The sequence below is a fragment of the Rhodococcus sp. IEGM 1306 genome, from assembly GCF_036541985.1.
Classification (GTDB): Bacteria; Actinomycetota; Actinomycetes; order Mycobacteriales; family Mycobacteriaceae; genus Rhodococcus_F; species Rhodococcus_F qingshengii.
The window spans coordinates 101,634-121,253 of record NZ_JAZHFF010000012.1; the positions used below are offsets into that span (position 1 = coordinate 101,634).

20 protein-coding genes and 1 riboswitch are annotated in these 19,620 nt (G+C 61.5%); of the genes, 13 read left to right on the forward strand and 7 right to left on the reverse strand.

Annotated elements, in window-relative coordinates:
• Positions 1 to 85 precede the first annotated feature (85 nt).
• Positions 86 to 1,312 (forward strand): MFS transporter, encoded by a 1,227-nt coding sequence (locus tag V3587_RS26465; protein ID WP_283377530.1) that lies wholly within the window; start codon positions 86 to 88, stop codon positions 1,310 to 1,312.
• Here the strand turns inward: V3587_RS26465 and V3587_RS26470 are convergent.
• Positions 1,305 to 2,873 (reverse strand): carboxylesterase/lipase family protein, encoded by a 1,569-nt coding sequence (locus tag V3587_RS26470; protein ID WP_007726092.1) that lies wholly within the window; start codon positions 2,871 to 2,873, stop codon positions 1,305 to 1,307. The two genes, V3587_RS26465 and V3587_RS26470, sit on opposite strands and share 8 nt — an antisense overlap.
• A gap of 104 nt (positions 2,874 to 2,977) precedes the next feature.
• Positions 2,978 to 3,073: riboswitch (TPP riboswitch) on the forward strand.
• On the opposite strand from V3587_RS26470, the gene V3587_RS26475 reads away from it, so the two are divergent.
• The 7 genes from V3587_RS26475 (at position 3,061) to V3587_RS26505 (ending at position 9,469) form a co-directional block, all read left to right on the forward strand.
• A complete protein-coding gene (locus V3587_RS26475; protein ID WP_007726090.1) occupies positions 3,061 to 3,804 on the forward strand; it encodes a TenA family protein in 744 nt (247 codons plus the stop codon). Its footprint overlaps the riboswitch before it by 13 nt.
• Positions 3,804 to 4,832 carry an ABC transporter substrate-binding protein gene (locus tag V3587_RS26480; RefSeq protein ID WP_283377516.1) on the forward strand — a complete coding sequence of 343 codons (1,029 nt, stop codon included), beginning with the start codon at positions 3,804 to 3,806 and terminating at the stop codon, positions 4,830 to 4,832. Before V3587_RS26475 ends, V3587_RS26480 begins: the two co-directional genes overlap by 1 nt.
• Positions 4,810 to 5,613: an ABC transporter permease gene (locus tag V3587_RS26485; protein WP_003941393.1), complete on the forward strand. Its 804-nt coding sequence runs from the start codon at positions 4,810 to 4,812 to the stop codon at positions 5,611 to 5,613. Before V3587_RS26480 ends, V3587_RS26485 begins: the two co-directional genes overlap by 23 nt.
• Positions 5,614 to 5,621: 8 nt before the next feature.
• Positions 5,622 to 6,416: an ABC transporter ATP-binding protein gene (locus V3587_RS26490; protein ID WP_030536826.1), complete on the forward strand. Its 795-nt coding sequence runs from the start codon at positions 5,622 to 5,624 to the stop codon at positions 6,414 to 6,416.
• A gap of 288 nt (positions 6,417 to 6,704) precedes the next feature.
• Positions 6,705 to 7,262 (forward strand): LysM peptidoglycan-binding domain-containing protein, encoded by a 558-nt coding sequence (locus tag V3587_RS26495; RefSeq protein ID WP_030536825.1) that lies wholly within the window; start codon positions 6,705 to 6,707, stop codon positions 7,260 to 7,262.
• A gap of 165 nt (positions 7,263 to 7,427) precedes the next feature.
• Positions 7,428 to 7,910, forward strand: coding sequence for a hypothetical protein (locus V3587_RS26500; RefSeq protein WP_283377517.1), 483 nt, complete (start codon positions 7,428 to 7,430; stop codon positions 7,908 to 7,910).
• Positions 7,911 to 8,122: 212 nt separating this feature from the next.
• A complete protein-coding gene (locus V3587_RS26505) occupies positions 8,123 to 9,469 on the forward strand; it encodes a T3SS (YopN, CesT) and YbjN peptide-binding chaperone 1 (RefSeq protein ID WP_007726081.1) in 1,347 nt (448 codons plus the stop codon).
• 21 nt (positions 9,470 to 9,490) lie between these two features.
• Here the strand turns inward: V3587_RS26505 and V3587_RS26510 are convergent, their stop codons facing one another.
• From V3587_RS26510 to V3587_RS26520, 3 genes are all read right to left on the reverse strand, one after another.
• Positions 9,491 to 10,858 (reverse strand): acetamidase/formamidase family protein, encoded by a 1,368-nt coding sequence (locus tag V3587_RS26510; RefSeq protein WP_283377518.1) that lies wholly within the window; start codon positions 10,856 to 10,858, stop codon positions 9,491 to 9,493.
• Positions 10,859 to 10,971: 113 nt separating this feature from the next.
• The gene (locus tag V3587_RS26515; protein ID WP_283377519.1) at positions 10,972 to 12,090 is read right to left on the reverse strand and encodes a class I SAM-dependent methyltransferase; all 1,119 of its coding nucleotides are present in this window, start codon (positions 12,088 to 12,090) and stop codon (positions 10,972 to 10,974) included.
• 129 nt (positions 12,091 to 12,219) lie between these two features.
• A complete protein-coding gene (locus V3587_RS26520) occupies positions 12,220 to 13,335 on the reverse strand; it encodes a Glu/Leu/Phe/Val family dehydrogenase (protein ID WP_283377520.1) in 1,116 nt (371 codons plus the stop codon).
• Between the two features lie 219 nt (positions 13,336 to 13,554).
• Here V3587_RS26520 and V3587_RS26525 point away from each other — a divergent pair, with 219 nt between their 5' ends.
• Together V3587_RS26525 and V3587_RS26530 are read left to right on the forward strand one after the other, a co-directional pair.
• Positions 13,555 to 14,067 carry an Lrp/AsnC family transcriptional regulator gene (locus V3587_RS26525; RefSeq protein WP_003941343.1) on the forward strand — a complete coding sequence of 171 codons (513 nt, stop codon included), beginning with the start codon at positions 13,555 to 13,557 and terminating at the stop codon, positions 14,065 to 14,067.
• A gap of 46 nt (positions 14,068 to 14,113) precedes the next feature.
• On the forward strand, positions 14,114 to 14,575 hold the full coding sequence (locus tag V3587_RS26530; RefSeq protein WP_050655365.1) for a 6,7-dimethyl-8-ribityllumazine synthase: 462 nt from the start codon (positions 14,114 to 14,116) through the stop codon (positions 14,573 to 14,575).
• A gap of 55 nt (positions 14,576 to 14,630) precedes the next feature.
• Here the strand turns inward: V3587_RS26530 and V3587_RS26535 are convergent, their stop codons facing one another.
• Both V3587_RS26535 and V3587_RS26540 read right to left on the reverse strand, forming a co-directional pair.
• Complete coding sequence (locus V3587_RS26535; RefSeq protein WP_283377521.1) at positions 14,631 to 14,990, reverse strand: hypothetical protein; 360 nt, start codon at positions 14,988 to 14,990, stop codon at positions 14,631 to 14,633.
• Positions 14,991 to 14,997: 7 nt separating this feature from the next.
• The gene (locus tag V3587_RS26540) at positions 14,998 to 15,525 is read right to left on the reverse strand and encodes a DUF3558 domain-containing protein (RefSeq protein ID WP_283383829.1); all 528 of its coding nucleotides are present in this window, start codon (positions 15,523 to 15,525) and stop codon (positions 14,998 to 15,000) included.
• Between the two features lie 180 nt (positions 15,526 to 15,705).
• Here V3587_RS26540 and V3587_RS26545 point away from each other — a divergent pair, with 180 nt between their 5' ends.
• From V3587_RS26545 to V3587_RS26555, 3 genes are all read left to right on the forward strand, one after another.
• Positions 15,706 to 17,382: an FAD-dependent oxidoreductase gene (locus V3587_RS26545; protein WP_283377522.1), complete on the forward strand. Its 1,677-nt coding sequence runs from the start codon at positions 15,706 to 15,708 to the stop codon at positions 17,380 to 17,382.
• Between the two features lie 9 nt (positions 17,383 to 17,391).
• A complete protein-coding gene (locus V3587_RS26550; protein WP_003941311.1) occupies positions 17,392 to 18,828 on the forward strand; it encodes an ATP-binding protein in 1,437 nt (478 codons plus the stop codon).
• Positions 18,829 to 18,898: 70 nt separating this feature from the next.
• A complete protein-coding gene (locus tag V3587_RS26555) occupies positions 18,899 to 19,252 on the forward strand; it encodes a UBP-type zinc finger domain-containing protein (RefSeq protein WP_003941317.1) in 354 nt (117 codons plus the stop codon).
• A 1-nt stretch (position 19,253) separates the two neighbouring features.
• Here the strand turns inward: V3587_RS26555 and V3587_RS26560 are convergent, their stop codons facing one another.
• Positions 19,254 to 19,580: a hypothetical protein gene (locus V3587_RS26560; protein ID WP_054827361.1), complete on the reverse strand. Its 327-nt coding sequence runs from the start codon at positions 19,578 to 19,580 to the stop codon at positions 19,254 to 19,256.
• Between the last annotated feature and the right edge of the window lie 40 nt (positions 19,581 to 19,620).

The following is a 19,620-nucleotide window of genomic DNA, read 5'->3' on the forward strand; positions in this document are numbered from 1 at the left end:
AAATCCTGGGCGGCACCATCTCGGGGAAGGAAAGAACGTGGTCGCCTCAGCAGATCGGCGTCCACCTGCGTCCACGGACGTAGCTATCCCCAGCTATCTCCCTCTCGTACTGGTCAATCTCGCGACGCTGTTCTCGTCGATCGGCAACGGTATCGCCATCGTCGTGCTCCCCTGGCTGGTTCTCGAACGAACCGGTAAGGCTACCGACGCGGCGATAGTTGCCGGCGCAGCAGCCATTCCGCTACTCGTGTCGAGCCTGTTTTCGGGGACATTCGTCGACAAGTTCGGACGCCGTCGAACGTCGATGATTTCCGACGCTCTCTCTGCGATGTCCGTTGCAGCGATTCCGATCATCGCGGCCACCGCGGGCTTGACGATCCCGGTGATCGCGGCGTTGGCCGCACTCGGCGCCGTGTTCGACCCCGCCGGAATGGCGGCGAGGGAGTCCATGCTGCCTGCAGCGACTCGGACCGCCAAGTGGAAGCTCGATCGAACCAACAGTGTGTACGAGGCCAACTTCAACGTCGCGTATCTGATCGGCCCTGGCATCGGCGGTGTCCTCATCGCAACGATCGGAGCGGTGAACACGCTCTGGGTCACGGCGGCAGGTTTTGTGTTCTCGATAGTCGTGGTCGCCTTCATCCGGCTTCCCGGCGCCGGAGTGCCCGAACACGAACACCGTCCGAAATCGATCTGGCACGGCACACTCGACGGTCTTCGGTTCGTCTGGACAAACAAACTGCTGCGCACCCTGGCGCTGATCGACATGGCAGTCGTCGCGCTCTACATGCCTGTGGAGAGTGTCGTGTTCCCGGTGTACTTCACAGAGTTGGATCAACCGGCCCAACTCGGATCGGTGTTGATGGCCTTGGCGATCGGCGGCATCATCGGCTCTCTCGCCTACGCCCCACTGGCGCCGATCATGTCCCGGCGGCTGATCATGATTTTTGCCGTCGCCGTTCTCGGCATAGCGATGCTGGCCATGGCGCTCCTACCTCCGCTGTGGGTGATCCTCGTACTTGCCGGACTGCAGGGCCTCGTCTACGGACCAGTCGGCCCGATCGCCAACTACGCCATGCAGACGCACAGCCCGGAGCACATGCGTGGACGCGTCGTCGGTGTCATGACGTCGACGGCCTACGCCGCAGGCCCGCTCGGCTACCTCGCGGTCGGCCCGCTGCTCGATCAACTCGGACTCGCGTCGACCTTTGTGGCCCTGTCGATTCCGATCATCCTGATCGCCGCAGTATGTGCCTCCCTACCGGTGCTTCGCGAACTCGATCGTCCGCGGCACTCGACCGACGTCAGTTGAACCCCATCACGTCGTTGCCCCAGGCGACGCGCAGTCCGTGATCGGGGTCGCTGACGAGGGTGTCGGCGGAGTCGATCAACAGCGTCGACCGCTTCTCTTCCTCGTACGGCGCCCAGTGCTTCGAGCCGTCGAGGGCCGCCGGCACTGCATGCCTGGCGAAGGCCAACCATCGCCGTTGGATACGGCCGGCCACCTCCATCGCGGCCTTCCGACCGCCGAGCCAGAACGTGGGGTCGACGTTCAGGGTTCCGAAATTGCCGAATACATAAGGTAATTCGGTCGCGTGGCCCGCGCCGATCCGCGCCGCCTTGAGCATCGGCGTCGCGTGATCGAAGCGGTAGACCCATGTAGGGGAATGCCTGCAGTGCGCGTCTGCGATCCAGAGGGTCGGCATGCGAAACGCAGCGTCCCGTGACAGTGCCAGCGCGCCACTCGGTTTCGCATGGTCAGGGTAAGCCGACATGATCTCGGCAAGTTTGGTCGCCGAGATGTCGGGGTGATCGTCGGCCAGTAATTGGAGCATTGCCTCGACGGACTGCGCACTCACCGGCATCAGCGGAGACTTCATGAACTTGAAGATCGACGCCTCGTCCTTGTTGGAACCGATGATCAGTGGGATTCGGTGCGCGTAACCCTTCTGGAAAGCCGCAACCGGGTAGTGCGGCACCAGATCGCGATCGACAACGGGTGCCATCGCCAAAGTTCCCGGAATCCGGGTCGGAATTTCGTTGACCAAATCATCGCTTGCCTTGACGAGCAGTTCCAGATCTGTGGTCAACAGATCGCCTGCGTCTTCGGGGTCGATCGAGAGCAGTTCGAGAAACCGCTCTGCAACGGTCTTGGCGCGCTCGGCCCCGTAGACGGAGGTCGCGGGCGGACTCTGGGCAATCGCACGATGGAACAGACCTTCGGCGCTCGGACAGGTCATGAGCGTCGTGATGGATCCTGCGCCGGAGGACTCCCCGAACACGGTCACCGCACTCGGGTCACCACCGAAGGCGTCGATGTTGTCTCGAACCCATTCGAGTGCCGCAATCTGGTCTCGCAGACCACAGTTCGACTCGAAAACAGTATCCGCGGTGGAGAATGCAGACAGGTCCAGGAATCCGAGTGCGCCGACGCGATAGTTGAAGGAGACGAGAACGACGTCACCGGTTTCAGCCAGATGACGGCCGTCGTAGATCGTTTGGGCGGCGGACCCGAGGCAGTAGGCGCCGCCGTGAATCCACACCATCACCGGTCGCGGCGTGCCGTCGGGTCGCGGGGCCCAGACGTTGATCGACAGGCAGTCCTCGTCGATTTTGAAGGCCCGATCGATCGGAACCGCCGGACTCTGGCCTTGCGGCGCGATCGGCCCGAACTCACGACAGTCGCGCACCCCGTCCCACGGCTGTGCGGGTTGCGGCGCTCGGAACCTCCGCTCACCCACCGGCGCCGCTGCGTAGGGCATGCCCTTCCACGCGAATACACCGCCATCCGGATACCCGCGGGCTTCTCCGCCTCGCGCCCGGATCACCAGAGTTCCGTCCTCGCCGAGATTTGGTCGAACGTCGGTCTCCATGTCTGAATCCCCTCCCGACCCGCGCGTGTGGCAATCAAGACCAAACCTACCAATCTCGGACGGGTGTGCGCCGAGTACGCAACCCCTTGGTGTTAAGGTCGCCTAGTTCTGACACGGGGTGCTCCGCATGGGCGGGGCTGAGAACACACCCGGGAACCTGATCAGGTAATGCTGACGAAGGGATGTCATGGCTACTACGCAGCCTGCATACAATTCTGCCGAAAACTCGGTGGCCACAGCGCCGTCGACGGATCGGTTCACAGATCGACTCTGGGCCGAGACGAAGGCCCTCCGCGAGTCGATCGACTCACTGGAGTTCCTCCGCCGCCTCGGCGACGGAACATTGCCTCTCGACGCGTTCCGCACGTACATCGAGCAGGACAAGCTTTATCTCGAGGGGTATTCGAAAGCGTTGTCCCTGGTCGCGGCCCATGCCCCGGATCCGCAGTCCGCGGGCTTCTGGTCGAATTCCGCGTCCACGGCAGCGACAGTGGAATCTGCGCTTCACGACGGACTTCTCACCGGTGGAATTCTTCCAGCGGGATCGGGAAGGCTCGAGCATTCGCAGGCCTGCCTGGGATACGTCTCGTATCTGACGGCGACTGCAGCCACTGCGCCTTACCCGGTCTCCGCAGCGGCAGTACTCCCCTGCTTCTGGATCTACGCCGAGGTCGGCCGCGATCTTGCCGCTTCAGCGCGCGAGGTACTCGACGCCGATCCGTCGCATCCGTACGCACAGTGGGTCACGACCTACGACGCACCCGAATTCCACGAGTCGGTGGCGCAGGCCCGCGTACTGGTCGATGCTGCGGCCGAAGCTGCCACCGAGACAGAGCGTGAGGCGATGAGTGAAGCATTCCGCATCGCCAGCCGCTATGAGCTGATGTTCTGGGATTCCGCACTCCACCAGCAGCCTTGGCCGGCGTCGTGATGTCGTTTGCGGCGCTGCGCCGCACGCTTGCCACGTCTGCCGCGATCGCAGCCGCGTTCACAGTTCTGACCGGATGCGCCTCTGACACCGGCTCTTCCGACGGGACCATTCGGTTCGCACTCGACTGGACACCGAACACGAACCACACCGGTTTGTACGTAGCACTCCAAGAGGGCTACTTCGAGGACGCCGGCCTGGACGTCTCGATCCTGCCCTACAACAACACCTCGCCCGACACCCTGGTCGATGCCGGCAATGCCGAGTTCGGCATCAGCACACAGAGTCAGGCCACGTTCGCCCGTGCAGCCGGCGCCGCCACGACGTCCGTCATCGCGCCACTTCAGCACCGCGCCACCGGCATCGGCGTGAAGTCGGATCGTGCGGACATCACGCGCCCACGTGATCTCGACGGGAAGACGTACGCCGGGTTCGGTGATCCCGGCGAAGTCGAAACGCTGCAGCAGATCATCCGCAACGACGGCGGGACCGGGAACTTCACGACGGTCACGCTCGGAACTTCCGCGTACGAAGCCGTGTACTCGGGCCAGGCAGACTTCACCGTCTCCTACTTTGCTTGGGAAGGCCTCGAAGCGGAGCGAAACGGAACTCCGATGCGGTACTTCCAGTACACCGATTACGGCTTCCCCGATGCATATTCGATCGTGATCAACGGCAACCAGCAGTGGTTGAAGGACCATCCCGACGAGGCACGCAAGTTCGTCAAAGCCGTTCAACGCGGATATCAGACTGCTGCCGACAACCCGGACCAGGCCGCGCAAGATCTCATCGACGCGAACCCCGGAGCATTCACCGACGAAGACCTCGTGCGTGAGAGTCAGCGGATGCTCGCCGCCGACTACATGAAAGACGCCAACGGCGTTGTGGGCGCCCAGAATCTCGAAACCTGGTCGGGCTACTCGGGATTCCTCTTCGAGAACGGATTGCTCGCCGGACCCGACGGGAAGCCGTTGACCCAGAAGCCGGACTGGTCGGAGTACTTCACCAATGAGTATCTCGACGCGTCCTGACGTGAGCGGACGGTTGGTCTCGACCATGCGGCGGGCGCTTCCCGCGCTCGCCGTGGTGGTGCTCCTCGTGGCGGCGTGGCAGATCTACGTCGAGATCAGTGGGATTCGGCCGCAAGTACTTCCGTCTCCGGGGCGCGTTCTGTCCCAGGGGTGGGACAACCGCGAGATCATCTCCGGCCACGCCTGGTCGACATTGCAGGTCACGTTGGTCGGCTTCACTGTTTCATTGGTGTTGGCCTGGATTCTTGCTGTGGTCGTGGACTTTTCGCCGTGGTTGTCACGCGCGCTGGTACCACTTTTTGTCGTCTCGCAGACGCTGCCGATCATCGCCATCGCGCCGCTGATGATCATCTGGTTCGGCTTCGGGCTGTTGCCGAAGGTGTTGGTGATCGCCCTTGCGACGTTCTTCCCCATGACCATCGGACTCATCGAGGGATTTGCCGCGGCCGATCGGGAAGCGGGCGCTCTCCTGCGCAGTATGGGCAGCACTCGCTGGCAGGAGTTCCGATACGTTCGCCTTCCTTCGGCAATTCCGCGATTCTTCACTGCCCTGCGCATCGGCATCACGTATGCGGTCGTGGGTGCGGTGTTCTCCGAATACGTCGGCGCTACTTCCGGTTTGGGTATCTACATGAGCACCCAGAAGAACTCCTTCCGCACCGACCTGGTGTTGGCGGCCGTACTGGTGACCGCGTTGATCAGTGTCACGCTGTACTTGCTGACGTTCGCCATCGAGCGCATCGTTGCACCATGGGCGATGAACGAAAGGTCGCGGACATGACTGACCCGATGGTCGAGGATGCAATGGTCGAAATCCAGGACCTGACCAAGAGGTTCGACACGGCCGGAGAATCGCGTCTCGTGCTCGATTCGGTGTCCTTTGGCGCCGACGCGGGCGAATTCGTGTCGGTGATCGGGCCGAGCGGCTGCGGCAAGAGCACGATCTTCAACGTCCTGGCCGGGCTCGAATCCCCGACCGCGGGTTCGGTCCGTGTGGGCACGCGCGCAACGGAATCCGAACCAGCCACCGAGGTGCATACCGCGTACATGCCGCAGAAAGATCTTCTGTTCCCTTGGCGTTCGGTATTGGACAACACGGCCCTCGGTTTGGAAGTGCAGGGAGTCGGCAAGAAGGAAGCACGCGAGCGCGCTCGCGAGTTGTTCCCGGCGTTCGGACTGTCCGGATTCGAGGACGCCCGGCCGTCACAACTGTCCGGCGGCATGCGCCAGCGAGCGGCGATGCTGCGCACCGTTGTTCAGGGCAAACCTGTCCTGCTGCTCGACGAGCCGTTCGGCGCACTGGACTCGTTGACTCGGACCGAGATGCAGGCCTGGCTACAAGACGTGTGGCAGCAGTACCGGTGGACCGTGCTGATGATCACGCACGATATTCGTGAAGCGATCTATCTGTCCGATCGCGTGGTCGTTCTGTCGGCGAGGCCGGCAACGGTCAGGTGCGTCGTCGACGTTCCCTTGCCGAGGCCACGCGAACTGGACATGATCACCTCGCCCGAGTTCGCCGACGTCGAGCGTGAACTGCTTGCCGTTCTCCACGACGAGACGCGCAAGTCGCTACACCCCTAGCGGTTACTGACAATGCGCTGAGAGCGCGCCGATTTCACCTGCCGTTCAAGAGAAAGTGCATCGCAACGGTGCAACTTCGCGTAGGATGTCGCGGCGCGTTCGCCCAAAACGCCTTAATATCAGCAAGATCCGAACGCTCGACACGCAATCCGTCAACGCTGCACAATTCTCTGTACTCTTCGGTAACGTACACTCGGTCGCCTACGAGACCAACGGCCAGAAGGTAACTGGACGGTAAAGCGGAATCGTGGAGGCACAGTCATCGCAACAGATTTGGAAAGGGACAGCGTGAGCACACTGCAGTCAGGTCAGAGCCTCGGAGTCGGCCAGGAACTCAAGTCCGACAACGGCGCATACACCCTCACCTTGCAGGACGACGGCAACCTGGTTCTGTCCGAGGGCGGACAGGCTGTTTGGGCCGCAGGCACCAACGGATCCGGCGCCAACCGCGCCGAGGTGCAGGCTGACGGAAACTTCGTCATCTACAAGGACTCCGACGCCGTGTGGGCATCGCAGACCGCAGGCAACGACGGTGCCTCCCTCTCGGTTCAGGACGATCGCAACGTCGTTCTGTCCGTCGGCGGAAATGCTCTGTGGTCTTCGGACACTGCAATCGCAGCGCCGGCCGCCGAGGCTGCCCCGGAGCCCGCTCCGGCACCCGAGCCCGAGCCTGCCCCCGCCGCTCCGGCAGCGCAGAGCTACACCGTCGAAAGCGGCGACACCCTGTGGGCGATCGCAGAGCGTTTCTACGGTGACGGCAACCAGTACCAGCGCATCGCGGATGCAAACGGCATCCCGAACCCGGATCTCATCAACGCCGGTCAGGTACTGACGATCCCCGCCTGATTCACTGCTTGACCTGGCCCTGGGTGCCGACGTCCGCGTCGGCACCCAGGGCCTTTTGTGTTCTACGCCACACAGATTCGCGTCCCGCCCAGCAGACCCTGATACTCCATTGCGGCATCTTTTCGCCTACAGTACTTCCGTACTGCTCCCGAAGGACAGGTGTGCATGAAAGACAGAACAGTCATGATCGGCGCTGTCGCAGTGGCCGCTCTTTCTCTGACATCAGGCCTCGTTTTCGGCGGAGCAGCCGGCGCATTCGGTGCCGGCGGCCCTGTGGTGAAGCCTCCCACTCTGGTCTCGTCGGTTTCCGTGGAGTCCGTCGCCGGGATCGAACCGGCCGCGTTCTACAGCTCGGTTGCAGTCCCCACGGTTGTCATCCCGCCGACGCCGACCTGGCGAATCGCCGACGAGACGACTGCTCCTCGTAATCAGCCGCTTGTGGTGACCGCGACAAGCACGAACTCCGCCACCTCGACTACGACGGCCACCAGTACGACAACACCCGTCTCATCCACCACAACTGCGTCGGCTACCGCGACCTCGTCACCGACCGCGACGGCCACAACCACCAAGACCAGCACCACCCCCGTTGTCACGACCGGATCCACGCCGCCCGTCGTCGAGGTCTCGCCCGTTCTCGCCGGATAACCCTCGCTCTTTCGCCCGCACACCGCCTGGCGTGACGGCGGTTACAGGCACACTTCAGTCGCCGCTCTCGAATAACCGATCTACCTGCGACTACCTTCCTCGTCGTCACGGTTCGTGGTCCGCTGCAATCCGGTCGACCGGAAAAGGACAGCAGCATTGTCGGAGCCTCGCGATACCGTATAGGTCTGAGCTTTTGCGGAAGGAGGTGGCTGATGAGCGCAATGGGCTTCGATCTCGATGTCAGTGTCGACCGGGCGTGGGCAGAATTTCAACGTCGCCTCGGCGATCACATTTCCATCATGGTCGACGGCGACGTTCTTGCCGTGGAATCGTCCACCGGCGACTTCGATCCAGCTGACGGCGCAGCGCCATGCGTTCAGTTCCTCGTGTGGGACGAGAACACAGTCCGCTGCGAGGTTCCTTCCAACGACTTCCTTCATCCGCGCTATCGACTCGAAGATGCCGACGAACAAAAGTTGATCGCACTCGGCTGGAATCCGCCTTCCGAGAATCTGGAGGATCCGAACAACTCCCCCGCCTTCTGCGTCGACAAGGCGCAGAACTGGGCCGATCAGCTCGCAGCGATGACTGTCGCTGCATTCCGTGATGTGTTCGGTGTGCACCACCCGGCTTTTCTATCCAGCGATCTCACCGGCAACGAGCAGACTCCGGATTTCGATCCGTCGGTCGTCGAGTCGACAGAACTTCCGACACTCGACCCCACCGCGGCCTACATGCCCAACGACATCGACCACCTCAAGGAGTTGGTCACTCTCGCTTTGCTTCCCATGCTCGGCACTCTTCCCGAGCGAGACAGTGACGGCGACATACCCATTCGTGTCGGTTCGACTGTCATGTTCGTCGGTCCACTTTCCGAGTCCATGGACGTGCAGTTGTTCTCGCCGCTCGTTCAGGACATCAGCAACCGCACCCGTGCAGCCGAGGTCATCGCCGATCTCAACCGCAAGTGGTCGCGCATCAAGTTCGTCTTGATCGACGACCGTCTGTCGGTGTTCCTCGAGGTGGCGGGTTCGCCATTCGTTCCCAAGCAACTCACCGATACGTGCGCCGCCCTGACGTCGTTCCTGCGTACCGTGGACGACGAGTTCGCCGCACGCGTCGGCGGAGACCTCTTCTTCGCGAGCAAGAGCGGTGACTCCTCCTCGCTGCAGCCCGATCTGACGGCCGAGGACCTGCCTCCCGAACTCGAGACCCTGCTGCACCTCGATCTGGACGTGGCCGAGGATCTCGACGCGGTAGCCGATGTCTGTGGTCGTGATCGCGATCTGATTCTTCAGCTCCTCCACATCAGCAACGAATGGCAGATTCAGCTGCGTAGTCAGGCTGTGGACGCCCACAGTCGCGGAGACGCCGAAGAGGCTGCGGGATACGAGGATCAGGTCGGCGGGTGGGAACTCATGGTCGACCGTCTGCGAGGGGCCTTGCGACTGGTGGTCCTACCCAATTCTCGAACCGAGACGCCGGCAAAGCCGCAACCTGAGCAAATGGGCTTGTTTGCCGATCCCTTGCAACAGAGCCTCTTCGACGATCCGTCCTGACAACACGGATCGCTTTTCCCGCTATTCGAAGTGGGATTTGAAGATCTGTCCGTGGACGCCCACGGTTCGATCGACAACCTGCGAGACCGTGAAATCGGCTGCGGCAGAAAGATAGGCGTAGGCCGTCGCTCGATCCATTCCGCGATCATGCTCGAGGAAGTCGAGCGCGTTGACCACCGCGCGCCGCATGGCGCCGTTGAGGTCACTGTTCTGCCCATCGACCGAACCGTTGGGGTCGGACAGGCCGATCGGAATCCAGGCCTCCTCGGTCTCGGCGAACGGGTATCCGAAAGCCACCGATGGAGCGTCACCGGAATCCTTCTTGCACATGCTGAGTCGGAACGTGCCGCGCAGCGATCCTTCCATCGCCGTCAGCGCCGCCTCACCGTCACCCATGGCCATGTGGGGGTCACCGACGTAGAAGAGGGCGCCTTCAGCGAATACCGGCAAATAGAAGGTTGATCCGACACCGAGATGCCTGATGTCGATGTTTCCGCCGCCCAGGGTCGGAGGAATGGAGTTCGACGACGGGGATGTCGGGTCTGCATCCGCAGAATAGGCAACTCCCATCATTCCCATGAAGGGCCGCAGGGGAAACCGCACCTTCGACTGTCCGAAAGGCATCACGCCCTTGCCGTCTTCGATCGCCGTGAAAGTGGAAACACCGCCGTACTTCAACGGGTCCTTTGTTGCGCGCCCGTCTGTGGCGACCGGCGGCATGACTTCGTCCAGAGTGATTCCCGCTGGAGCGGTTCCGTCTGCTGTGACGGCGAGAGCGCCCTTGCCGTGTCTGCTCGACACAACGCCGTACGGCACGCGGGGAATGGCTTCGAGAGTCTCGATCTTGAGTACGTCTCCAGGCTGGGCGCCTTCGACGAAGACCGGGCCGGTGACGACGTGCGGTCCGTCCTTGTCGAAGTTTCGTTCGGTTCGGTTGTATTCGGCCGCAACGGCAATCGCATCCTCGAGCACGTCCTTCTCGGAAACACCCTTGCTACCGAAGTATTCGAGAGGATTGCGCCCTTGATCCTCGAGAATTCCCTCGTGCGAGAGGGCGTCGATCGTGACGGTCTGGCCCGACTTCATCCGCATCACCTCGCGGGTGTGGATGTTGGGCACATAACCCCACATGACGTCCGACGGATCCGAACTCAGATAGTGATCGCCACTGACGTTTCCGCTGCCCGGTTGCAGAATCGGAATGCCATCGGCGAACGGCAGTGCAGAGGAGGACGATCCAGCCGGTGACGCGTTCGAGTGCGCGCATCCCGAAGCCACACCGGCAACTCCTACGCCCGCACCGAGGGCAGCGACTGCCCTCATGAATCCGCGTCGGCCAAGACCTTTCGTCAGGTCTTCGGCTGCGTTGCGGGCAAGCGTGTTTTCCATCGAGTTTCCTCCGGAGTGCGTGACGATGTGCGACTGCGAAGAAAGCTAGACCCGATTTGTTACTCGTTCATTACCATTTCATGGCAGGAAAATACCGTTGACTGAGAATGAATTCAGCGACGGCGAAGCCGCCACAGCGACGTCGTTTCACGTGCCCGGGCGGCGTGAAGCGCATCGGTTCGGTCACTGACCTTTGCGTGCGTCGGTTTGACGTCCATGCGGTCGACAACAGTGAGCCCACCGGCCGCAATCAGATCGTGTAGTTCGGATCGCGTTCGGAGACCGAGGTGTTCGGCAATGTCCGAGAGGATCAGCCACGCTTCTCCCCCGTCGTCCAGATGCGCTGCGACACCAGTCAGGAAGCCCTTCAGCATCGCTCCAGCGGGGTCGTAGACGGCGTATTCGATGGGCGAGGTGGCCTTGGCCGGAATCCAGGGAGGATTGCACACCACCAACGGAGCGGTGCCTTCGGGAAAGAGATCGGCTTCCACCACGGTCACCTGATCGCCGCAGCCAAGCCGCGAGAGGTTGCTACGAGCGCATTGCAGTGCCCGGGGGTCCTGGTCGGTGGCCGTCACCGTCTGAACTCCACGCCGCGCCAGTACGGCAGCAAGAACGCCGGTGCCGGTGCCGATGTCGAAAGCCGATTCCGTCGACGGCAGTGGCGCAGACGCGACAAGATCGACATATTCCCCGCGGACGGGTGAGAACACTCCGAAGGCGGGATGCACTCGTGCGTCGAGAGCCTCGATGAAAACACCTTTGCGGTGCCACTCGTGAGCGCCGATCGCGCCGAGGATGTCACGCAACGAGCGAACCGAAGGCTCACCGGTAATCCCGAAAGCTTCGGTCAACGCGACTTGCGCGTCCGGGGCTCGCCGGAGTGGAATCGACAGATCTGCATCCAAGGGAATGAGCAGCATGCTGAGGATCTGCGCGCGGCGTCCTTGGGTCTGCCGGTGGAGATGGAAGGCTTTGGCTGGGTCGTCGGACGCTCGGCGCGGCTTGCGGTCGATGCGCGACGCGACGGCCTTCGACAGTTGGCGAGCGTTCTGAAAATCTCCGCGCCACAACAACGCCGTGCCTTCGCATGCCAAGCGATAGGCGTCGTCGGCCTTCATCGTGTCGTCGGCGACAACGATGCGCTTGGGCACCGGGGCGTTGCTCGTCGAACCCCAACGGGCCGATTGCTCGACGTCGTTCTCGGTCCACACAGCGAATTGTTCAGTCATGTAAGCCCTTCCGGCGTCCGACGCATAGCGGCCGGTCTACCGGCTGATGTGGTCCAGATCTGCAAAATCTGCTCGTCTGGTGTCCACACTAGTCGGGACCGGCCGCGCTACATGACTGCGAGAGGGATGTCAGCCCTTGGCTACGCGAGCTGCCTCGGCGATCCGAGCCTCGGCGACCGCGTCAGCAGCCTCGCCGGCGAGGATTCCGTCCTTCTTCGACTTCGCGAAGATCTCGGTGACCGTGTCGAAGATCTTCTCGACCTTGAGCTTGACCTCTTCGGCCGAGTTGCCCTTCAGCTCGCCGGCGACCTGGATGAGGCCGCCGCCGTTCGCCACGTAGTCAGGGGTCCAGGTGATGCCGCGGTCGCGGAGGATGTTCTCGACCTCGGGGACGGTGAGCTGGTTGTTGGCAGCGCCGCAGACAACCTCGGCCTTGATCGAGCGTGCGGTCGTGTCTGTGAGGGTTGCGCCCATCGCGCAGGGTGCGTAAACGTCGAGATCGGCGTCGATGATGCTGTCGACGATGCTCACCTGCGGGAAGTCAGCCTTGACACGGTCGAGCGCTGCGGCGTTGACGTCGGTCGCGAGAACGGTTGCGCCGTCTGCGAGGAGGAGCTTGATCAGCTCGTAGCCGACCTTGCCTGTGCCCTCGACACCAACAGTCTTGCCTGCGAGCGACGGAGTGCCCCAATGCGACTGTGCCGCGGCGCGCATCGACTGGAATACGCCGAGGGCCGTCATCGGAGCGCTGTCGCCGGAACCGCCGACCGTGGCGTTGCGGCCGACGACGAAGTCGGTGTTGCGACCGATGATGTCGAGATCGTTGGAGTTGGTTCCGACATCACCAGCGGTGATGTAGCGGCCGCCGAGGGTCTGGACGAATTTTGCGTAGGCGCCGAGCAATTCGTCGGTCTTGGCCGTTGCGGGGTCGCCGATGATGACAGCCTTGCCGCCGCCGAGGTCGACGCCGGCAACCGCAGCCTTGTAGGTCATGCCGCGCGAGAGGCGCAAAACGTCTGTGACTGCGGCGGATTCGTCGGAGTACGGGTAGAAGCGCGTTCCGCCGAGCGCGGGACCGAGCGTCGTGGAGTGGATGGCGACGATGGCCTTGAGGCCGCTCGCGGGATCCTGGAAGAAGCTCACCTGCTCGTGGGGGTAAACGCGCAGGTAGTCGGCGCGATCGAACACGCCCGCAGTGTCGTCATGGGAAACAACGGAGTTCACGGGCTCGGCGGTGAGAGTCATTGTGGGATAGACCTTTCCGAAGGATAAACGGGGCGCAGTCGAAATATTGGGACGAATTGGGCGTTGGGTACTATTAGGGACAAATAACCCAAAGAGAATCCCGCTGAGCAATTCGTGGAACCAATGCTCTGCCTGAGTTACGATTTGGTCAATGCAAATCTCTTGAACTAGTCAATTCGATCATCCAGTGACTCATATCACTGAGGAGAGGTTCACAAAGTGCTCAGCATCGACAAGCTCGACGTCCAGTTGCTCGGACTGCTCAGCAAGGACTCGAGGATGAGTGTGGCCGAGTTGGCCAACTCGTTGGGCGTCGCCCGCAACACCGTCCAGTCGCGAATGAAGCGCATGGAATCCAACGGACTTCTCACCGGGTTTCGGCCGAATCTCAATCTCCCCGAGGTCGGTATCCCGATTCAGGCATTTGTCGGTCTGGAACTCGAGCAGGGCAAGATCAGCGCAGTCGCTCGGAGTCTGACCGAGTTGCCCGAGGTGATCGAAATTCACGCCACGACCGGTCGCGAGGATTTGCTCGTTCGCGTCGCCACCTCGACGCACGCGGCCCTGCAGAAGTTGGCCGAGCAGATCGTGTCGCTTCCAGGCGTCACGCATTCGACCACGACCATCGCTCTGACCAATCCCCTTCCGTATCGAATTCAGCCTCTCCTCGAGCACCTCACCAATGACGCCGGATGGGGTCGTTCGACCGCCTTCCCCCGTCAGCAGGACTAGGACGGGTGGTCGCGTCGATGCTTCCCAGTGCGCTAGTTTCATGGTTATGAGTGAGATCCAGGGACAGCGCATCGCGTTCATTCAGGCGACGTGGCATCGCAACATCGTCGACCGTGCACGCGACGGATTCACCGACGCGATCGTCGAGCTCGGCTACCCCAAGGACACGGTTGATTTCTTCGAAGTACCGGGAGCTTTCGAGATCCCGCTGCACGCCCGGCGGTTGGCCAAGAGCGGCCGCTACCAGGCGATCGTTGCCGCAGGTCTGGTCGTCGACGGCGGTATCTACCGGCATGACTTCGTGGCGACGGCTGTCATCGACGGTCTGATGCGCGTGCAGCTCGACACCGACGTTCCGGTTTTCTCGGTGGTCTTGACGCCGCATCACTTCCACGAGCACGCCGAGCACGTCGACTACTTCAGCACGCATTTCGTGAAGAAGGGCGCCGAGGCTGCTCGCGCGGTCGACGCCACCGTCAAGTCGTTGAAGGCCCTGCCCACCAGCTAGTCGTCACCCAGTCTCGCTGAGTCGAATGCCATCGGCTCAGCGAGATTTTTTGTGTCTATCGAGGGGTCTCAGCACTAGCCAGCGCGGAGGCGTTCGAGTCGTCGACTTCGCCATAGCGGTCGACGCATTGCTGGAAGAAGTCCCGCATCTCGGTGACCACTTGGATGTGGCTGTTCAATGACTTCTCCAACGAATCTTCACCATCCTTAGCTTTCTTGGAGAACTTCTCGGCCAGGTTGATTCCAGATTGGAGCGTTCCCATTCCAGAAACATTCGCAATCACGAACAGATTTCTGCGCATCTGATCGAGTTCGCCAAGAAACCCTTCGCATGCCGCAACCACATCACGTGCGATGTCTGGCTCAACTTCCAGTCGCGAGTCGTCAGACCCATTGCTTCGATCAGACCCACTCACCGAGACCTCATTTCGGTAGCGTCGGTTCAAGATTGACCGACAGACGCTGCACAACAACACAACTGGACTCTTGCCGAGCCTCAGACAGCTTTCGTTCTACGTTGAACCAGATTGAGCCGTGTTCGACCGAGAAAGCAAGGTAGCAACCATTGTTGTCCTCGTCGTCGACGCGCTGATACTCGATACCACGCCGCCCACCGACAGTGAGTTCCTCGAACCCTCGGAAATCAGGATTCCGTCGAACATCGTCGACGGTGTACGACGATGAATACACGGTCAAGAAATACCAGGACCCGCTCCACCCACAGATCTTCCATCCTGGCTGCTCCACGCCCGCCGCACCAGCTTCCTCGGTAGCCGGATCAAGCCCCACTTCCTCCAGAACCGAGTCCGGAATGTCCTTGCACGGATCGAACAAACCCTTTTGGCCGGATGCAGGCTCAGCCGCCCCCTCCACGACTGAGCTGCATCCTGCCGCAGCCCACACCACCACCCCAGCCATGAGCAGTCGCCCAACCCCCACCGACCCCCGCATGGCACCCCCTGTTGATGTGGACCCACTGTATTGGATGCACCGGAGGCTCGATCGGTTCCCGCAATCCTGAAATTCCCAGGTCACGATTCCTGGTTCACTCAGAGCGCATCTCCAGCGATTGACGCTCAGCTCAGCAGTCGCATACTGGAGAGGTTGACTACGACTTCGGGAAGGCACCGAGTGAGCGCACCGAAAGCCCCGGCCAAACCAGCGATCCTCAGCGTCGACGACGATCCTGGTGTTTCGCGTGCCGTCGTTCGAGACCTCCGCAAACGGTACGGAGAGAAGTACCGAATCATTCGTGCGGAGTCCGGCGACCAGGCTCTCGAGACCTTGCGTGAAATGAAACTTCGCGGCGATGCAGTCGCTGTCATCGTCGCCGATTACCGCATGCCTGGTTTGAGTGGAATCGAGTTCCTCGAACAGGCAATGGACCTGTATCCCGTAGCTCGGCGCGTTCTACTGACCGCCTACGCCGATACTGATGCTGCGATCGACGCCATCAACGTCGTCGATCTCGACCACTACCTCCTCAAGCCTTGGGATCCGCCGGAGGAGAAACTGTACCCCGTCATCGATGCGCTGCTCGATGCCTGGGCAAGCTCGAGTCATCACCCCGCCGAGGAAACAAAGGTGATCGGCCATCGTTGGTCCGAGCGATCCTCCGACGTTCGAGAGTTCTTGGCACGCAACCAACTTGCCTATCGCTGGTACATGTCGGACGAGCCGGAAGGCCAACGACTGCTCTCGGCTGCCGGTACCGACGAACTGCGGCTTCCCGTCGTCATCGCATCCAATGGGGATGTCCTCGTCGAGCCCACTGACGCCGAACTCGCCGACAAACTCGGGTTGAATACCACCCTCTCCGAAGACTTTTACGATCTCGTTGTCATCGGCGGCGGCCCTGCGGGTCTGGGCGCTGCTCTGTACGGCGCTTCGGAGGGACTTCGGACGGTTCTCATCGAACGGCGGGCGACCGGCGGTCAGGCCGGCCAGAGTTCACGAATCGAGAATTACCTCGGCTTCCCCGACGGAGTGTCCGGCGCACAGTTGGCCGATCGGGCGAGGCGCCAGGCAACCAAGTTCGGCGCCGAGGTCATCACCGCGCGAGACGTCACCGGTTTGGAAATCAACGGCTCGGCCCGCACAGTGCGTTTCGACGACGGTTCGTCGGTCGACGCCCATTCGGTCATCTTGGCGACCGGTGTTTCCTATCGCCAGCTTTCGGCGCCGGGACTCGATACATACACCGGCCGAGGGGTCTACTACGGATCGGCCGTCACCGAAGCCGCTCGGTGCAGCGAGCAGGATGTGTACATAGTCGGCGGCGCCAATTCGGCAGGGCAAGCTGCGGTCTATCTCTCCCGCGGAGCTAGGTCCGTCACCATTCTCATTCGCGGCAACTCGCTCGAAGCCTCGATGTCCTACTACCTGATTCAGCAGATCGAAAAGAATCCGAAGATCACCGTGCGCACGTGCACGGAGGTAGTCGGCGCTGAGGGTGACGATCACCTCGAACGAATCACACTGCGTAACAGAGCCACCGGAGAAGAAGACACTGTCAATGCTCAGTGGTTGTTCATCTTCATCGGTGCCGCTCCACTGACCGACTGGCTCGGAGACGTGGTGGTCCGCGACGGAAATGGCTTCGTTCTTGCCGGCCCGGACCTTCCGTCCGAAGGCGTCACACCGGACGGGTGGCCGCTCGACCGCGCACCACATCATCTCGAAACCAGTGTCCCCGGAGTATTTGTCGCCGGGGACGTACACGCCGAATCGGCCAAGCGCGTCGCGTCGGCCGTCGGAGAGGGCGCGATGGCCGTGATGTTCGTCCACCGCTATCTCGCTCAACAATAGGGAGATTCGATGTCCATTCCTGAATGCAGCCCAGACTTGCTTCGCACCCTGTTCCTGTTCGAGAAGCTCACCGACGATCAGCTCGAATCACTTTGCCAGGCAGGCCATATCACCGAGATCGATCGAGGTCAGGTCTACCTCGAAGGTGAGCCTGCCACCTGCTTCTACGTCCTCATCGAGGGCGAGGTGGTGCTGTCAAAGCTGTCGGGCGGCGAGGACATCGAAATCAACAGGACCACCCAGCGTGGCGTCTACTCGGGAGGCTGGACGGCGTATCTCGGCGATCGTGTACCGCAGGTCTACGCGGGGTCGATGCGAGTGACGACTCCTTCGACGTTTTTCGTCCTGGACGCCGACAAGTTCGGCAACGCGATGCGCGAGTGGTTTCCAATGGCGGTTCATCTACTCGAAGGTGTTTTCTTCGGCAAGAAGAACACTCAGCAAATCATCGATCAGCGAGAGCGACTCCTTGCACTCGGATCACTGTCGGCCGGGTTGACTCACGAGCTCAATAACCCTGCAGCCGCAGCGGTTCGAGCGACCGCGTCTTTGCGCGAGCGTGTCGCAGGCATGCGTCACAAACTGGGGATGGTTGCATCGGGCACCTACGACCGCGATGCCCTCGTCACTCTCATGCGACTTCAAGAGGAAGTTGCAGAGGTTGTCGCCAAGGCGCCGACGCTCACTCCCCTCGAAGCCTCGGATCGAGAGGATTCGTTGGGTGAATGGTTCGAGGATCATTCGATTCGAGAGGGTTGGGATCTGGCTCCGACCTTCGTGCAGGCTGGTCTCGACACCGCTTGGCTCGAGAATGTTGCTGCAGCCGTTGACGAGTCCGTACTCGAAGGCGCAATTCGCTGGCTGAATTACACCATCGAATCCGAACTCCTGATGAACGAGATCGCCGACTCCACAACGAGGATTTCGACTCTCGTCGGTGCAGCCAAACAGTATTCTCAGATGGACCGCGCACCCTTCCAGACCATCGATGTCCACGAACTACTTGACAGCACGTTGATCATGTTGGGGCAAAAGATCGGAAGCGGAATCGAAGTCGTCAAGGAATACGACCTCGCGCTGCCACCGATCGACGCCTACGCCGCCGAACTCAACCAAGTGTGGACCAACCTCATCGACAATGCGGTGTCTGCCATGGACGGATCGGGAACACTCACCGTTCGGACAAGCCGCGATGGCGACCGCGTGTGCATCGAGATCTGCGACACCGGCGCCGGGATTCCCGATGACGTCATCGACAGGATCTTCGAACCCTTCTTCACGACTAAGCCTGTTGGTGAGGGAACCGGTCTCGGCCTTGATATTTCGTGGCGAATTGTGGTCGGCAAGCATCGTGGTGAGCTTCGGGTCACGTCGGAGCCCGGTAACACCCGGTTCAGAGTTTTGTTGCCAATCGCGGGCCCACCGCGGGATACGCGCGACGACTAGTCGCCCTTGCACGGCCGGTAGGCAAAGCGCACGATGAAATGACCGACTTCAGTCAGCGAGAGGGTGGACCATGACCGACGGACTTCCAGCGGGGATCGATCCGAGTGTGCCGCCCAGTGGCGCGGGATGCGTTGAATGCGATGCGAGCGGCGGTTGGTGGGTGCACCTGCGTCGATGCGCGCAATGCGGTCACGTGGGGTGTTGCGACTCCTCACCGTCACAGCACGCGAGCAAGCATGCGGCCTCGACAAAGCATCCGTTCATGCAGAGCTACGAACCCGGTGAGGATTGGTTCTGGAGCTTCGAAACCAACGAGGCGTACGACGGACCTGAATTGGCTGCGCCCACTTCACATCCCGTAGATCAGCCGACGCCGGGGCCTAAGGGTCGTGTCCCGGCCGATTGGCAGCAACACATCCACTGACTCAGTTCGGTTGGTCGATCGACCTCAAAGTCGAGACGTTCGACGACTCCTGATCCAATGCGTTGTCGATGCAGGCTTGAAACTGAGCCTGCATTGCCTCCACGACCGCGATATGACTCGCCAACACATCGACGAGCGCATCGTGGCCACCGACGGCCTTCTCCTCGAACTTAGCCTGTAGTGCCTGTGCGGATCCTAGGGTTCCGAACCCTGTCAATTGACCGAGTAGTGCGGCGGAGTTCAGTGCTGCCTCGAACTGCGCGCGGAGTTCAGCGCAAGCCGTGATCAGCTCGCCGGCGACTTTGGCATCAAGATACAAATTCGACATGTGACTCCTGTGTTCGAGGGTGTAGCTGCAATCAGGACCG

Excerpts from the sequence above, each read along its gene's own strand:
- V3587_RS26470 (WP_007726092.1), bottom strand. The coding sequence starts at position 2,873 with ATGGAGACCGACGTTCGACCAAATCTCGGCGAGGACGGAACTCTGGTG.
- V3587_RS26475 (WP_007726090.1), top strand. The coding sequence starts at position 3,061 with ATGGCTACTACGCAGCCTGCATACAATTCTGCCGAAAACTCGGTGGCC.
- V3587_RS26480 (WP_283377516.1), top strand. The coding sequence starts at position 3,804 with ATGTCGTTTGCGGCGCTGCGCCGCACGCTTGCCACGTCTGCCGCGATC.
- V3587_RS26485 (WP_003941393.1), top strand. The coding sequence starts at position 4,810 with ATGAGTATCTCGACGCGTCCTGACGTGAGCGGACGGTTGGTCTCGACC.
- V3587_RS26490 (WP_030536826.1), top strand. The coding sequence starts at position 5,622 with ATGGTCGAGGATGCAATGGTCGAAATCCAGGACCTGACCAAGAGGTTC.
- V3587_RS26500 (WP_283377517.1), top strand. The coding sequence starts at position 7,428 with ATGAAAGACAGAACAGTCATGATCGGCGCTGTCGCAGTGGCCGCTCTT.
- V3587_RS26505 (WP_007726081.1), top strand. The coding sequence starts at position 8,123 with ATGAGCGCAATGGGCTTCGATCTCGATGTCAGTGTCGACCGGGCGTGG.
- V3587_RS26510 (WP_283377518.1), bottom strand. The coding sequence starts at position 10,858 with ATGGAAAACACGCTTGCCCGCAACGCAGCCGAAGACCTGACGAAAGGT.
- V3587_RS26515 (WP_283377519.1), bottom strand. The coding sequence starts at position 12,090 with ATGACTGAACAATTCGCTGTGTGGACCGAGAACGACGTCGAGCAATCG.
- V3587_RS26520 (WP_283377520.1), bottom strand. The coding sequence starts at position 13,335 with ATGACTCTCACCGCCGAGCCCGTGAACTCCGTTGTTTCCCATGACGAC.
- V3587_RS26530 (WP_050655365.1), top strand. The coding sequence starts at position 14,114 with ATGAGTGAGATCCAGGGACAGCGCATCGCGTTCATTCAGGCGACGTGG.
- V3587_RS26540 (WP_283383829.1), bottom strand. The coding sequence starts at position 15,525 with ATGCGGGGGTCGGTGGGGGTTGGGCGACTGCTCATGGCTGGGGTGGTG.
- V3587_RS26550 (WP_003941311.1), top strand. The coding sequence starts at position 17,392 with ATGTCCATTCCTGAATGCAGCCCAGACTTGCTTCGCACCCTGTTCCTG.
- V3587_RS26555 (WP_003941317.1), top strand. The coding sequence starts at position 18,899 with ATGACCGACGGACTTCCAGCGGGGATCGATCCGAGTGTGCCGCCCAGT.
- V3587_RS26560 (WP_054827361.1), bottom strand. The coding sequence starts at position 19,580 with ATGTCGAATTTGTATCTTGATGCCAAAGTCGCCGGCGAGCTGATCACG.